At 34.7% G+C, this 15636-nt stretch carries 10 protein-coding genes and 1 pseudogene; 4 read left to right on the forward strand and 7 right to left on the reverse strand.

Annotated elements, in window-relative coordinates:
• Positions 1-2440: 2440 nt before the first annotated feature.
• Positions 2441-3697 carry an aspartate kinase gene (locus ACFIL2_RS02620; protein ID WP_375633544.1) on the reverse strand — a complete coding sequence of 419 codons (1257 nt, stop codon included), beginning with the start codon at positions 3695-3697 and terminating at the stop codon, positions 2441-2443.
• A gap of 189 nt (positions 3698-3886) precedes the next feature.
• Between ACFIL2_RS02620 and ubiG the strand changes: the two genes are divergently transcribed.
• The gene (gene ubiG, locus ACFIL2_RS02625) at positions 3887-4630 is read left to right on the forward strand and encodes a bifunctional 2-polyprenyl-6-hydroxyphenol methylase/3-demethylubiquinol 3-O-methyltransferase UbiG (RefSeq protein ID WP_375680400.1); all 744 of its coding nucleotides are present in this window, start codon (positions 3887-3889) and stop codon (positions 4628-4630) included.
• Between the two features lie 20 nt (positions 4631-4650).
• Here ubiG and grxC read toward each other — a convergent pair whose 3' ends face one another.
• Both grxC and ACFIL2_RS02635 read right to left on the reverse strand, forming a co-directional pair.
• Entirely contained in the window at positions 4651-4905 is a 255-nt protein-coding gene (gene grxC / locus ACFIL2_RS02630) for a glutaredoxin 3 (RefSeq protein WP_375618441.1), read from the reverse strand.
• 47 nt (positions 4906-4952) lie between these two features.
• Positions 4953-5738 carry a ComF family protein gene (locus ACFIL2_RS02635; protein WP_375680401.1) on the reverse strand — a complete coding sequence of 262 codons (786 nt, stop codon included), beginning with the start codon at positions 5736-5738 and terminating at the stop codon, positions 4953-4955.
• Between the two features lie 196 nt (positions 5739-5934).
• On the opposite strand from ACFIL2_RS02635, the gene ACFIL2_RS02640 reads away from it, so the two are divergent.
• On the forward strand, positions 5935-6813 hold the full coding sequence (locus ACFIL2_RS02640; protein ID WP_375680402.1) for a methyltransferase: 879 nt from the start codon (positions 5935-5937) through the stop codon (positions 6811-6813).
• 7 nt (positions 6814-6820) lie between these two features.
• Here the strand turns inward: ACFIL2_RS02640 and ACFIL2_RS02645 are convergent, their stop codons facing one another.
• Positions 6821-8176 carry an L-cystine transporter gene (locus tag ACFIL2_RS02645; RefSeq protein WP_375680403.1) on the reverse strand — a complete coding sequence of 452 codons (1356 nt, stop codon included), beginning with the start codon at positions 8174-8176 and terminating at the stop codon, positions 6821-6823.
• A gap of 817 nt (positions 8177-8993) precedes the next feature.
• On the opposite strand from ACFIL2_RS02645, the pseudogene ACFIL2_RS02650 reads away from it, so the two are divergent.
• Positions 8994-9591, forward strand: a pseudogene (locus ACFIL2_RS02650) (type ISP restriction/modification enzyme); the annotation flags it as partial.
• A gap of 982 nt (positions 9592-10573) precedes the next feature.
• On the opposite strand, the gene ACFIL2_RS02655 reads toward ACFIL2_RS02650, so the two are convergent.
• On the reverse strand, positions 10574-11947 hold the full coding sequence (locus tag ACFIL2_RS02655; RefSeq protein ID WP_375612076.1) for a glutamate--cysteine ligase: 1374 nt from the start codon (positions 11945-11947) through the stop codon (positions 10574-10576).
• A gap of 68 nt (positions 11948-12015) precedes the next feature.
• Entirely contained in the window at positions 12016-12759 is a 744-nt protein-coding gene (locus ACFIL2_RS02660; protein WP_375680404.1) for a 16S rRNA (uracil(1498)-N(3))-methyltransferase, read from the reverse strand.
• Positions 12760-12994: 235 nt separating this feature from the next.
• Between ACFIL2_RS02660 and ACFIL2_RS02665 the strand changes: the two genes are divergently transcribed.
• On the forward strand, positions 12995-13138 hold the full coding sequence (locus ACFIL2_RS02665) for a hypothetical protein (RefSeq protein WP_273790383.1): 144 nt from the start codon (positions 12995-12997) through the stop codon (positions 13136-13138).
• A gap of 319 nt (positions 13139-13457) precedes the next feature.
• Here ACFIL2_RS02665 and ACFIL2_RS02670 read toward each other — a convergent pair whose 3' ends face one another.
• Positions 13458-15338, reverse strand: coding sequence for an AsmA family protein (locus ACFIL2_RS02670; RefSeq protein ID WP_375680405.1), 1881 nt, complete (start codon positions 15336-15338; stop codon positions 13458-13460).
• Between the last annotated feature and the right edge of the window lie 298 nt (positions 15339-15636).

Below are 15636 nucleotides of genomic sequence, written 5' to 3' on the forward strand. Positions count from 1 at the left end.
TTAAGAAGTCTTATAAGAGATATTTTATTCCTTTCTTCAATATTCTTTTACTCATGCACCAGCTCCACTCATGTTGTGCACAGAAATAATTTTAATTGTTTCAATATAAAAGGCTTCGTGGTTTCATAAAAGCTGCCTTTCGTCGAGACTATTATTCACTATAAAGAAAAAATTAATTATTATGAATCAATATCTTATGTTTAATTATACGAAACAGATAAGAATAAGCAAAGTTCAATAATCAGTTAAGTAATTCCATGGTTTATTTTTTTCCAATAAACCACCCTCCTCGTTACTGATTTTATTGCGGGTATTCTAAACAACTTTAATTTTATCTTCTTAAAAAGCACATTATTTTTGGGTAAAAATATTTAATTTATCATTATAAATCTTGAATGAAATTCAAATATCGTATGATTTTTTCATTTCAAATCTGTACATGATGAATCAATCAAGACTATTCGCTTACACGTCACAAGCCGAAGAGAAATATGGATTATTGAGGAAAGAAATAAGAATGCTTCATCATATCCATACAAGAGCTGTTCAACACGAAAACTAAAAATTAAATGATGACGACCAACTGACACCTTTGATCTAAGAAGGAGATGGGGCCCCAATAAATTTTACGTTACACCATCCACAAACGCCGTAATGGGCTTGGGGAGAAATATTTCTTTAAAACAAGCGCGTAAATTGGCACTATAATAGCGTTTTTTTTACGTGAAAGGCATATATGATTTAATAACGCAATAAACAAAAACGTGAACCAATGTGTAATATCCATTATTTAAAAGATATTGCTGTCAACCCCTTTGAAAGTTGTAAAGCAGAATTAAAAGGAAGTTGTAAAATGGAAGTTGGTTTTCACTTTTATGGCTTCATATTCTCCCCCAATTAGGTTTTATCTCCATTTCAGAAATTACCCCAACAGGTATACGCAACATCCTTGTTCCTATCTGGCATACAAAAACAGGAGTTGCTCGTAGTCCCCTTACCCGTCTCAATATATATCGTCAAACATGCATCTACGCTGATATTAGATATTGATACAGGTAACAAAAAACAAAAGATTTTTTTGGAATAACAACGTCATAACATTACTACTAGATTGACAATGGAGTGGAAAAATATTCCCGTTTTTTATCATCGACACATCGCTTGTCTCACTCCATGAAAGAATTAAACTTGAAGCATGCTTCCATAGGGAGCACTCTAGTTTACGTAATTAACTCGCGGGAAAAAAGAAAATCCTAGTCATTTAGACTATTCTAAAACATATGATTGGTGGAAAAATAGAGCATATATATCGTTGTTCTCCCCTTTTTCCGCTCTTATTTGATATTTATTTTCTTTTTGTTTAAAGAGCTCGCTCTATATTTCTTGATACCATAAAATACTCTTCATAGATAATTTAAAAAGCAATATTTTCGAGACTTTCAAATTATACAACGCCACATAAAATACAAGAAGAGTAAAATAATATGGCTATATTTCTCACAAGAAGAGTTTTGCTTACAAAGACCACCATTTGCAAAATATGTAAATATGATAAGAAACTAGCACAATATACTGCAAAAACGAAAGAATGTATTTCATGTGTGATTGGCAGTATGACACAGAAAATACTTATAATAGAGTAGTTAAGGGAAGAAAGTTAACCTAAAGAACATATGGAGGTATCAAAACTTTGAAAATCTTAATCATAATTCAAAAAAGAGAAATAGACATGAAAAAAAATTTAATTAATAAAATCATAAAAGCAACACACTGTAACATTATCATTAATTTTGATCTATATTTACATGATTTTATGAAAAGTACTTCTGAATAAGCTATAAACGCATAAGATATGGTAATTTTATAACTTATAGTGCAACATAAATATTGTCTATAAAGATATATTTTTTTATTGCCTCATAATATGGAAAAAATTAAATTTTCAAGATATACATAAAGTCATAAACAATCATTTGATGACAAACTAAACATCTCTAGAAAATACATCATCAATTCTATTTTTGGTAATTCCGTCACTAATCCAATGAGCGCCCATTTCTCTAAGATTTATAATATTAAATCTGTATTCACGAGGCTGTCCCTCATGTAACATGCATTCTTTGAATAAACGCAGTGCATTGTTCCTTAGTTCTATTAAGGCTTATCGTATAAGTCTTCTCCATCCCACTCTATAGGTTCTAAAACGTTTATAGACGGCATATTTTATATCCCTTCTTAAACAGAGTTTTTTACCTAAACATCTTTCTCTTGTAATATATAAGTGACCATTTTAAATTCATCATGAACAAGTTTAAAATAAGAGAGTTCTGCTGTATTAAATATTCCATTTAAGTTTAAAATATAAATTATCCTTAACAAAAATTATTAATTATATATTAAAGCTTTACGTTATTGAAACTCTGTTGAAACTAAAAAATACTTATCCCTTATCAAGTGCATAAACAGCATGTAATGTTCTAACCGCAAGTTCAGTGTAAGCACTATCAATCAAAATAGAAATTTTAATTTCTGAGGTCGTAATTGCTTGAATATTAATACCCTTTTCAGCCAAAGCCTTAAATGCTGTAGCGGCAACACCTGCATGACTACGCATTCCAATACCAATCACAGATACCTTGGCGAGATCGCTTTCAAATTGGAGAACATCAAATCCAATTTCTTTGCGATTCTTCTCAAGAAGTGTAACGGCTTTTTCTACATCTGATGATGGTACCGTAAAAGTCATATCAGTTTTTGAGCCATCTTCAGAAATATTTTGCACAATCATATCAACATTAATGCGTTCTTCAGCCAAGGGACCAAAAATTGCTGCCGAGATCCCTGGACGATCAGCAAGCCGCCGAAGGGAAATTTGTGCTTCATCCTTAGCAAAAGCAATACCAGTAACATTTTGTTGTTCCACAATTTCATCCTCATCGCAAATAAGTGTTCCAGAAGAACTCATTGGATCCTCCATGCCTAACGCATCAGGATCCTCAAAACTTGAACGCACAAAGGTACGAACCTTATGAACCATTGCCAATTCAACAGAACGAACCTGTAAAACCTTTGCACCAAGAGAAGCCATTTCTAGCATTTCTTCAAAAGCTACTTTTGGTAAACGACGCGCTTTCGGCTCTATACGTGGATCCGTTGTATACACACCATCCACATCTGTATAAATATCACAGCGATCAGCTTGTACAGCAGCGGCTATAGCAACAGCACTTGTATCTGATCCCCCACGCCCTAAGGTAGAAATCCGGTTATCCGGAGATAACCCCTGAAAACCAGCAATAACGGCAACCTGACCTTCCTGAAAACACTCGATTAAAAAAGATCCATCAATATTAGTAATACGTGCACGGCCATGCGCATTGTCTGTATGAATAGGAATTTGCCAACCAAGCCATGAACGTGCATTCACCCCCATTTCTTGAAGTGTCAAAGCCAACAAACCTGAAGTAACCTGTTCACCAGAAGCAACCACAACATCATATTCACGAGCATCTCTATGCATAGAGGAAGCATCACTTGTCCACTGAACAAGTTCATTTGTTTTACCAGCCATCGCAGATACGACAACGGCTACCTCATTGCCTGCATCAACCTCTCTTTTGACATGCCGTGCAACATTATGAATACATTCAATGTTTGCTACAGATGTTCCACCAAATTTCATGACAATGCGCGCCATTAATAACACTCTTACCTTTACATCTCTTATCTCAAACAGTAATGAGAATTAGATGCTGTATCAATTAACCATTTTCTCGACATAGCGAATATCTATCATTTGTGCAAGTTTCATTATGATTATATTAATTTCTCTTGACTTTGTATAAAATCTACTTGACCTGATCATTAAAAATAAAAGGAAGGCAACATGATCGATGAAACACAAACAACTATTGATCAAAGTGAAATTGATCATTTTTCACGTATTGCTACAGAATGGTGGAATCCACAAGGAAAATTTCGACTTCTTCACCAATTTAACCCAACACGCCTTGCTTACATCAGAGAAAAAATCTGTTTAGAGTTTAATCGTGACCCTTCTTCACTTACGCCCTTTGACAATTTGAAAATTCTTGATATTGGCTGTGGAGGAGGCTTGTTATGTGAACCAATGGCACGTCTTGGTGCTATGGTTGTAGGCGTTGATGCTGCACAAACAAATATTGAAGTCGCAAAAACCCATGCAGCTCAAAATGACCTTTCCATTGATTACCGCACGACGACAGCAGAAGTACTTGCCAATGAAGGAGAAAAATTTGATATCATCCTTAATATGGAAGTTGTTGAACATGTCGCTGACGTTAATCTCTTCATAGCAGCTACAGCAAAAATGTTGAAACCACAAGGGTTGATGTTTGTCTCAACACTCAACCGCACATGGAAAGCATGGGGGCTTGCTATTGTAGGCGCTGAATATATTCTACGTTGGCTTCCTAAAGGAACCCATGATTATAAAAAATTCCTAAAACCTCTAGAACTTAAAAATTTCTTATCAAAAAACGCTCTGACTGTCATTGATGAGATAGGTATTACTTATAACCCATTAAACGACAGCTGGAATCGCTCAAAAGACATGGGCGTTAACTATCTCCTTCTTGCAAAACGGTCTTAAGAATATGTAATTTACAAATATTATATGCCTTGTAATAGAGAATTCAGCTTTCCCTCAGCCTCTAAAGCATAAAGATCATCACAACCGCCAACGTGATAATCACCTATGAAAATTTGTGGAAATGTATTACGTCCATTTGCACGCTGTACCATTTCTTGGCGAAGGGATGTGGAAGCATCAATATCTGTATACTTTACGCCTTTTTTATTAAGCAAATCACGTGCTTTTGTACAATAAGGACAACCAGGACGTGTATAAATTATTATCTCTTTCATAGTATTATCCTCCAATATTTTTTAATAATATTCATTTTAAATTCCTCTTAAGAAGAGGGAAAAATAGAATCTTCTTTGAGAACACGCGAAAATGTTAGCACATCAACCTGTCGTGCACCTGCATCTTTTAATGCAGCAGCTGCTGCTGTAACTGTTGCACCCGTTGTAAATACATCATCAATCAGCAAAACAGAACATCCTTTGAGATATTTTTTAACTTTATGCGAAACCTTAAAAGCATTTTTTACGTTAAGTTTTCTCTCTCTCGAAGAAAGACTAACCTGCGGACGGGTATGCCGACAACGAACAAGCCAACTCGGTTTTAAAAGCTTTTTTTGTGATGCTGCAATATAACGTGCAAGCTCAGCAGATTGATTATAACGCCTCTCCCAAAAACGACGAAAATGCAATGGAATGGGAATAATAACATCACAATCATCAATAACCTCGCGTCCAGCAAACATCATCCAATTGGCCATAAATGATGCCAATTCTATATGATCACCATATTTTAAGCGCGTTACTAAAGTTCGTGCAAGCCCTTTATGAACAATGACTGAGCGAACACGTGAAAAAGGATGAGTATTACGGAGTGCTTCACCACTAAGAAAACCATCCCCCATATCACAAACAAAAGGAGTCCCCATAACAGGACAATAAGGTTTCGTGATAAATTGAAGTTCTTTCCAACATTCGGAGCAAATCGTACCATAAGTAGAAACATTTTGCTTACATCCAGGACAAATTGGTGGATAAAGCATCGTTTTCAAGCGTTCAACGAACTTACTTAGTATATCCCCGCTATTTAACGCCGCTTCTCGAAAATACAACATTATAAATTTAGGCTTTTACAAGTTTCCCTCAGAACAAAAGTTCCTTTGTATTTCCTCAATTTATAATTTTAATTCCTTTAAAAACTCTTACCTTCTATAAATTTATTTTCTTTCATATTATAAACTTGACAGAGCTTGCACAAATAATGAACCTTTTCAAAATATATTCTTTCATAGATCGAAAGTGTTCCACAATATGTCGCATCCTTTAATTTTTGATCATAACCGCATTGAACAATTCCGAAAACGTGCCTTTCAAAAAGCAAAAAAAGGATGTGACTTTTTACTCTCTCACATGGCAGAAGATCTCTATAAACGCCTTAGCACTGTTGATCGCCTCTTTACATTAGCTCTTGATTTACACAGCCATACAGACCTTGCTGCGCAAGCTTTAATGAAATCTGGAAAAGTTTGTTCCATAGAACGCATTGAAACCGATACGCTTTATCAAAGCCATGATAAAAAATTCTATTTACGTCATCGAGAATTTCTTGATTTACCTCAAAGTTACTGTGACCTTATTGTTTCACTTCTTTCATTACAATTGACCAATGATACCCCTGGTGTTCTAAGCCAGATAAAAAATACCCTTAAACCAGATGGCTTATTTCTTGCTGTTATGGCAGGAGCTGGTACATTAAGAGAATTGCGCGAAAGCCTGCTGCAAGCTGAAAGTGAAATTTATGATGGAGCAAGCCCTAGGGTCTACCCTTTTGCCGACATTCGTGATGCAGGCGCTCTTTTACAGCGTATTGGCTTTGCCCTTCCTGTAGCAGACGTTGAAGATATCACAATACGTTATAATACAATGTTTGACCTTATGCACGATCTTAAAGCTATGGGAATGCAAAATGCACTCATAAATCGTTCACGACGCCCTGTATCCAAACGTTTTTTTCTCCGCGCAGCTGAAATCTATGCACAACGATTTAGTGATCCTGATGGACGTATTCGTGCACATTTTTCTTTCATCTGGCTCTCTGGTTGGGCTCCTCATCCCAATCAACAAAAACCGCTCCAGCCTGGTTCAGCGCAAATATCTCTTACAGATGTTTTACAGCCCCAAAAAATATAATCTAAAATTATTTTTTAAAAATACTTTTATCTGTTGTCCGTAATATTTGACTGGTGACCGTTCCTGCTACCATTGAATCACTCACGTTTAGAGCAGTACGTCCCATATCAATTAGCGGTTCAATAGAGATAAGTACAGCAACCAAAGTAACAGGAAGCCCCATAATTGGTAACACAATCAATGCAGCGAAAATAGCACCTCCCCCCACACCAGCAACACCAATAGAACTCAACGTTACAACACCAATAAGCGTAGCAATCCAAGTAGGATCAAGAGGATTAATACCCATAGAGGGTGCAATCATGGTCGCAAGCATCGCTGGATAAAGACCAGCACAACCATTTTGTCCAATTGTTGCCCCAAAAGAAGCTGCAAAACTCGCAATGGATTGTGGTACACCTATCCACTGTGTTTGCGCTTCAATATTCAAAGGAATACTTGCAGCACTTGAACGACTGCTAAAAGCAAATGTTAAAACTGGTAAAACCTTTTTAAAAAAACGAAAGGGATTAATCCCAGAAATACCAAGCAATACACCATGAATTCCAAAAATTAAAATAATACCGACATAAGAAGCAATAATAAAAACCAGTAAATTTAAAATATCTGCAATACGCGATATTGCTCCTACTTTCGTCATAAGTGCAAAAATACCATAAGGCGTCAAAGCAATCACAATACGGACTAACCGCATAATCCACGCTTGTGCCACTTGAATAAATAAAAGCGCTTTTTCTCCTTTTTCTGGCTCATCTTTCTTTAAAAGAAGAACCGATGCACCTAAAAATGACGCAAAAATCACAACACTAATAATTGACGTACGTTTAGCTCCACTCAACTCAGCAAATGGATTTTTAGGAATCATAGACAAAATCATCTTTGGTATATTCATATCTCCAAGTTTAGAAATATGACCTTCAAGAAGAGCAGAAACATTTTGCCCTTCATGCACCAAACCATCGGTTGTTAATCCAAAAAAATTAACCACAAGCACACCAACCAATGCTGAAAGAGCCGTTGTAAAAAGCAATATTGAAATTGTTATTATACTCATCTTTCCAACAGCATAAACAGAATGTAAATGAGCAACTGCTGAAACGATAGAGATAAAAACCAGTGGCATAACAATCATTTGCAACAATAAAATATAGCCTTCACCGACAATGTTAAACCATTCAACGGATTTCAATAAAGTGCTTTCACCCTCTCCATAAATAAACTGCAAAACACTTCCAAAAATCAAGCCAAGGATAAGCCATAGCATAACACGTAGTGAAAGACTCCATTGCATTTTCTTACTTTGAGAAACAAATAATAAAAAAATAACAAATAGAAATAAATTGACGAAAAAATTAAATGTCATTGTTTATGCTCACTATTATTATGGTTGACATAAATAATCTGCATAATTCAAAATCAATGCATGATATTTAAAATTAACCTATAAAGCTTACAAGGCTTTTACAAAATCATTATTTTTTTAATTTATAGATTAAAAGAGAATTTTTTATCTACTAATAACTGTTTAAAGAAAATAAATAAAATTATTTTTTTATTCTTTAAATTTTCACTCTCATAAAATAGTTAAAAAAGAGAAATATAAGCAACATTCATTGCATCTTAATACTGAATAATTACAGCATATCTTATTCTATAAATCTCCTTACCACTCTCTTTTTCTATTTGAACTGAAACAAGCTTTCCAAGCAAGGATGAATTAACAATCGAACATTCATGATTTTTCTAGAAAATACACCAACAAGCTACTTCTGCTCATTTTATGGACTGCACTCTCAATAGCTTTGATCAGCACTTCAAATATAATTATTTTATTGAAAATACTTTTTATACATTCTTTCTTTACTCTCAATGAAAGCTTTTTTATTTTTCAAAACTCTTTTTATAGTCATAAAAAAGGCTTTGAAAGCCACAATGCCTATTGAAAGACAAGGATTTGATTTATAATGATAATTTACTGTTTTGCATATTAAATGAGAGTTCCGAATAACGTAAGATTCTCTCATTTCAAACCTGTTTATCTTGAATCAATAAAAATCATTTGCTTGCACGTCATAAGCAGGGCTGGCGTATGGGTAAAAATGTATAAGAAAGGAGTAGAAATACCTCTTATGAAACATCTTAATGCAAGAGCTGTCGCAACATTGGAGGGCGGAGCTTGAGCAGCAAATATAAATAATATGATTGCTTTTTATAATAGCGCAGTAAAACGTTTTAACGATACCTATTCATATGCTGATCGAACAACACGTGCACATGCTGTAAATAATTTTGTCACTTTAGATATAAAAAAGATAAGTTGGAGTTATAATGTTACGCAAGAACTAATAAGAAGAAAGGTTTTGAATTTGAAGAGGCATGCCTCACTCAGAGTTCATATCATCCTTTTACGCAACAGTGGTTTTATTATAATCGGAATCTCAACGATGGAATTTACCAAATGCCTCGTATAGTCCTGATAGGACAAAAAGTTGAAAATAGGATGATACAAATTACAGGCATAGGAGCACGAAGCGTTTTTTCTGTATTGATAGCTAAGAATTTGCCTAATCTAGATGCAATAGATACAGGTCAATGCTTTCCACGGTATCTTTATAAAAACGTTGAATCTCTGTAACTGTTCATGATGAAAAACAATCCCATTTGTTTACGAATTCTACAGAAGAAAACACAACAGCTGATTTACAGAGGCGTGATGCCATTACGGATGAAGGACGAGCACATTTTAAAGCTGCTTATCCTAGTGAGAGCATAACAAAGACGATTACAAATTTCTAGATAATGAAAACAATGGAAAAGACTGAGGATATATGATTAAAATGAGAGGCTTTAAGCCTACAAATATTATAAATTTTATGAATAGTACAGTTTAAAGCATTAAAAGCAGTCTTACAGTAGATTTATAATGTATGGGGATAATTAATTGCCTATAATAAGTTGCGCTCATACTGATAAAGATTATTCTGCTATAGAAATGTTGTTCTTTTTTGAATTTTTGTGCGTATTCAAACACTCATTCGTTGCAAATTCAATCTCTTTATCTCGTGCCTCTTTATCAAGAATAATAGTATTTTAATATAATACCCCTTTGCATACAAATAGTTATTTCTTATCTATGAATAGCTTATAATTTCATATAACTCTATGAAGATAATATTTTTTATTTATCAATATTTAATGATGTAATTAACACATTCATTATATATATAATAATCTTTATTTCTATCTATTTACATAATATATTTCTTTTTTTATAAAAATAAAATTGAGTTATACATACATAGATCTATCGGTATTTTTTCTACTGTCTTTTTAGCGCACTGAAAGATTGATATCGTAATTTTTGTATAATAAAATACTCTTTCATATAAGCATCGTATATTGAATTATAATAATTGACTATTAACCGCAAATTATATTTTTTATCCCTTTGAAAAGTAAAAAATATTATTTTCAGACCTATTCATAAGTAGGCTTAGCCAAGTGAATAAAAAATGTTTGATAATAAGCTTTATCTCTTATGAACTATCTTTTGTACAAAGGGACAACATTATGATTACGGAAATATCGTGATATTATTGGGTATAAAAATCACACTCCCCAAGAAATTTTTGTATTGTATCCTTTCCGTTATGAGAAATGTTAAAAGCAAGATAGGATATGCTCTCTAGAGCAAATGAGTGAATGAACCACCACGGTGATATGTATTTTTAAAAAAGTAGGAAGTATCTTTGCTTCAAATTTAATAGGCACATTCTAAAAATAAAGGTTCTACAGACTCATTCCAAATAGAATAGTAATGGGACAAAAATTTTTCAGCATCTGTTTGTCCCATTGCAACGACCTCTTCTAAAGGATTAAGAAAATTTGTTTCATCAAAACCATTCGTATCATACTGTTTGCGATTTTTTAAGCCTTTACGAGCAATAGCAAGAGCTTGACGTGCTAACTCTAAAAGAATAGTTTGACGAAAAGGAGTTCTTAACCCTTCTTTAGGAACACGTTGGCGCAACTCTAAAACTTCTTCAAAACACCAATCTTTTGTCAAAGCCTCTGCCTCATTAAGTGCTTCCCTATCATAAAGAAGCCCAACCCAAAAAGCCGACAACGCACAAATGCGCTTCCAAGAACCACAATCAGCTCCCCTCATTTCTAAAAATCTTTTTAAGCGGACTTCAGGAAATAACGTTGATAAGTGATTAATCCAATCTCCCATGTTTGGAATTGAATTTGCAACTTGTCCTTTTAATGCTCCATTCATAAACTGACGAAACGTTATGTGTGTACAATCATAGTAACGACCATCACGCACAACAAAATACATTGGAACATCAAGGGCCCATTCAACATAATCAGCAAAACCAAAACGCTCAGAAAATACAAAGGGCAGAACGCCTGTCCTCTGATTATCCGTATTACGCCAAATTTCAGAACGCCACGACAAAAAGCCATTTGGGCGCCCTTCTGTAAAAGGTGAACTTGCAAATAATGCCGTTGCAATGGACTGTAGCTTCATGGATACTTGCATTTTTCGCCGCATATCACTTTCGGATGAAAAATCAAGATTAACCTGAACTGTTGATGTGCGATACATCATATTAAGACCATTATACCCCACTTTAGGCATATAATCAGTCATAATCTGATAACGTGATTTAGGCATTCGCGGCGTTTCAGCTAAAGTCCACTTTGGACTAGCTCCAAGACCTAGAAAACCTATACCTAATGGTTCTGCAATTTTTTTGAGAAGAGTTAAATGCTCCATCAACTCGTAATATGTATGGCTTACTGATTTTAATGGTGCACCAGATAATTCAAATTGTCCCCCAGGTTCCAAAGAAATGGCTCCCTGATCAACTGATCCTACGAGCCCAATAATATTCTCTTCATCTAAAATAGGTTTCCATCCTAAGGCGCTTTGCATCCTCTCTAAAAGCGCTCGGATTCCCCTCTCTCCTTCATAAGGAACAGGATGAAAACCATCTCTATAAAACGGAAATTTTTCATGTTCTGTACCAATGCGCCAATCATCTTCTGCTTTATACCCCCCTTGGAAATAGCTAACCAAAGAATCTAAGTTATAAATTTCACTTTCATCAGTTATATCAAGCGCCATAACTTACCGTATCCTATAATTGGTATCATCATCTTAAATAAATTGTTTAGAATGATTTTACAGATTTCTCAATCCATTGCCCAATCCCCCACGGTAGCATTAAGAAGAGCCAAAGCAGCAACAGCGGCAGTGTCAGCGCGTAAAATACGCGGACCTAGTGATATTGGAACCACAAAAGGATGTTTTTTTAAAAAGCTCCGCTCTTCTTCACTAAAGCCACCTTCCGGTCCAATAAGAATACCAGGTGTTGTAACGTCACGCTTTTTAAAAGAAGGTAATGGATTATGCAATTTATGCTCTTCATCACAAAAGAATAAAGGCTGTGTCTCATCCCACTGTGCTAAAAGTTCTGCTAATGATAGAGCCGATACGCATTTAGGAAGAGATAAAATTCCACACTGTTCAGAAGCTTCAATAACATTGGCTTCCATACGCGCCATATTGATACGCGTAACCTGCGTATGATGCGTTATAACAGGCTGCAAAATCGATACCCCCATTTCAACAGCTTTCTGCACCATATAATCCAACCGCGCATTTTTGAGTGGAGCAAAGCAATAAATAAGATTGGAATGCGTCGTTTGTAATCTTTCTTGATGGATAAGCTGAACCACAACAAATTTTTTCTTAACAGTGATAAGTTTAGCAAGCCACTCACCATCCTGTCCATTAAAAAGTAAAACTTCTGCTCCTTCTTTCATACGCAAAACATGCATAAGATAAGAAGCTTGTGCCCCCTCTATCTTTATTTCTTCATTCAAAGCCAATGTCTGTCGGATAAATAATCTTTTAAGTTTATAATTTATGCGCATAAAAATTTTGCCAATGCTCACTATCATCATCGAAAAAATGAAGAAAAATATATAGCAAAAAGAAAAAATTATATCTATAGAACTATAATATATTAAAGAATTATAGAGTTTTTTTAGCTTTATGAGATAATAATAGGAACTTATAGATCCTTAAGTGATTCTGCTTTCATAAAAGTTTAAATAATGCACCATTCATCTTTGCATTCAGTCATTGATGCATCCGTGGAGGAAAAATATGTCTGCTAAAAAAGCTACAATTATTACGATTACAACCCTCTTAGCCTTTATTTTGATTACAGTGGGAATTGGTTCTGTTGGAGCCGACGGGAAGCATACAATTACCAAAGATGGCTATGGTATTTCTTCTGCGATTCAATAAGCACTGGCCAACATCCCTTAAAAATTTAGTGCAACAAAATATTGCTAGCAGCCTTCTAAGATTTGCATCAATATTATGAATCTCTTGTATTTGAAAGATTTTATAAGAAGCGTTGTTCTTCCTCTCTTCACTCGTTTATCGACATACCAACCACGCTTATAACGTAGAGGGCGATTTTTATGACTTTATCACGAATAGATTTAAAATGAGAGAATCTTACGATAGTGGAATTTCTTATTTAAATTTAAAAACAACTCTAAATTGTAAATAGATGAGTTATAATTATAAAATAAAATGTTGTATAAACGAAAAATAATACTCAATCTGTATCAGTGTCTTTTGTAATTAAAAAATTACCACGATCTTGTCCTTTAGAGCTCAGAGAAAATGTAAAAGGCCATGCAAGGCTGTTAGCAAGGCATTGAACATCTTTACATAAAGTGTCTGATCTATAATTTTTTCGTAATTGTGCCTGTAGTATCAATTCATTCTGCTTCCCTTGGGAAATAGCAGTTGCAATGGTTCCTTGAATGGATAAGCTCAAGTCTGCTGTACGCATTAATGACTCTGTTACCTTCATCATACCTTCTGAAAAGCTTGTCTGAATATCCCAGTGATCAAATGTTGTTGAGAGAGAATCATCATTTGTTAAAAGAAATTGTTGTTTATTTGAAAGTCTTGTTTGTAATTCATTCAGATCATACCCTAATAGCCGACCAGAAGACATCTTCAGTGTTAATTCACTCTGCATTTTCGTAAAAATTTCTGGCCAAGAATCAGCAAGTGTTCGTACCGTTGCAGTAAAATTCGTTTTGCTTTGTATAAATGGAATAAATCCCAAGATTTCTAAAGTCTCCTGCATATCAATAGAAGCACCTGAAATATTTCCTCCAATACGCACTTTCTGTCCAGCTGACGTAACTTCAATATTACTTTGCACAGATCCACCAAAAATATTCGCATGTCCAAGATCAAAAATACCATGCCCATCTCTTATTTGTATTGCAGCAGCTAAATTTGTGAGTGAAATATTTCCTATTTTAGCTTGTGGCGCAGAAAGTCGTATATCCACGCCAATACGATCAAAAGTTCTCATGTCAAAGCAGGCATTTTTCTTTTTACCTGAAAAAAACATTGAACCCAAGAGGCTAAGGTCTAGATTATCAAAGGCTAAAGAGCCCATGACATTTGGTACATAATCTTGAAAATCGAGTTTTAAAGCTCCTCGCGCATTGGCTTTCCCCATCGTAAATGTAACATTGTTCATTTGGATATGCATTGGCTGCGCTAAAAAATGAGATTCCCATACAATGGGTATTTTTAATTTATGTCCCCAAAACTGATTTCCACCAACCCAAGACAATGTCTGATTCCATCCAGGAGAACGCATTGACACTTTTCCGTCAAAAATATAATATTCAGATAATCGAGCCTTTCCTGTAAAAGTTATTCCCCCACGTACAGAATTGAGACTTGCCCTAATATGACTTTTGCCTCCTGCAAGAAGCAGCAATGCTTGAGAAGCATCAAGTGATAATTTTGTAAACTCTCCGCGCCAACGCGCATCTGCACGTAACCGTACTTCCTGAGTTGATTCCGGCCAATCTAAAGTTGCATTTAATCCTGTTATTTTTTCTGCTACTCCTGAAAAACTATCGTGATACACAAGAACACCATTTTTAATGACAATCCGTCCAAAAGGTTGTTTTAAAAAGTGCTCTATCTCTGGATGCTCAGGATTATGTTTTAATATTTCACGCGTATTACGTATTGCCACCCCTAATGCACCTTGTGAGCGAGAAAACCGATCAAAAAAATCTGCTATTGTTTTAACAGGCTTTTCCATAACAAATTGAGGACGCATAATCCGCGTCTCTGAAAAAGAAATATGTCCCCAAAGAAGATCGACGACAGAAAGATCAACTTCTATTGATTCAGCTTCCATTAATGGCGCAACATCATCCATTTTTGATGTTAAAGTAACGCCAGAAAGAAATGCTTTAGGATAAGGAAAAAGATGTAACCGCGGTGGATCACGCAATTGCACATTGTAACCCGTCCATGCACTTAAATCCTGCGCTAAACGAATACGAATCGCATCTGTAGAAATAAGATAAGGTAAAACGAGAATCCCCACTCCAAATAAAAAGATAATTGTAATAAAAACTCCGCTCAAAAATTTTATTATTCTGATGCGCACATTATCCCTCTATACTTATCCCCCTATAACAGATTAAAAACAAACTTAAATGATCATAAAAAGTTTTTATAATCCTATAATTCACTATATCCACTTTGTATCTTCATTATTTTTGTTCTTTATCCAAAATTTATTCAAACAGCAATGTTGCTGCTTCTTTATAAAGCAATTATTTAAAAGTCTTCAAAACTATAAATCCACAACATTATAAAACCATTCTTACTGTTCTCATATGAATATTGCTATAAAACTCTATCGTATTATTAGAAAATGCTTTACAAAAAAAAACAAACAGCCT

Origin of the sequence: Bartonella sp. AP30XZML (genome assembly GCF_042195945.1) — a bacterium.
In the GTDB taxonomy this organism is placed as follows: Bacteria; Pseudomonadota; Alphaproteobacteria; order Rhizobiales; family Rhizobiaceae; genus Bartonella.

Excerpts from the sequence above, each read along its gene's own strand:
- ACFIL2_RS02635 (WP_375680401.1), bottom strand. The coding sequence starts at position 5,738 with ATGTTGTATTTTCGAGAAGCGGCGTTAAATAGCGGGGATATACTAAGT.
- grxC (WP_375618441.1), bottom strand. The coding sequence starts at position 4,905 with ATGAAAGAGATAATAATTTATACACGTCCTGGTTGTCCTTATTGTACA.
- ACFIL2_RS02620 (WP_375633544.1), bottom strand. The coding sequence starts at position 3,697 with ATGGCGCGCATTGTCATGAAATTTGGTGGAACATCTGTAGCAAACATT.
- ACFIL2_RS02645 (WP_375680403.1), bottom strand. The coding sequence starts at position 8,176 with ATGACATTTAATTTTTTCGTCAATTTATTTCTATTTGTTATTTTTTTA.
- ACFIL2_RS02655 (WP_375612076.1), bottom strand. The coding sequence starts at position 11,947 with ATGGCGCTTGATATAACTGATGAAAGTGAAATTTATAACTTAGATTCT.
- ACFIL2_RS02640 (WP_375680402.1), top strand. The coding sequence starts at position 5,935 with ATGTCGCATCCTTTAATTTTTGATCATAACCGCATTGAACAATTCCGA.
- ubiG (WP_375680400.1), top strand. The coding sequence starts at position 3,887 with ATGATCGATGAAACACAAACAACTATTGATCAAAGTGAAATTGATCAT.
- ACFIL2_RS02660 (WP_375680404.1), bottom strand. The coding sequence starts at position 12,759 with ATGCGCATAAATTATAAACTTAAAAGATTATTTATCCGACAGACATTG.
- ACFIL2_RS02665 (WP_273790383.1), top strand. The coding sequence starts at position 12,995 with ATGTCTGCTAAAAAAGCTACAATTATTACGATTACAACCCTCTTAGCC.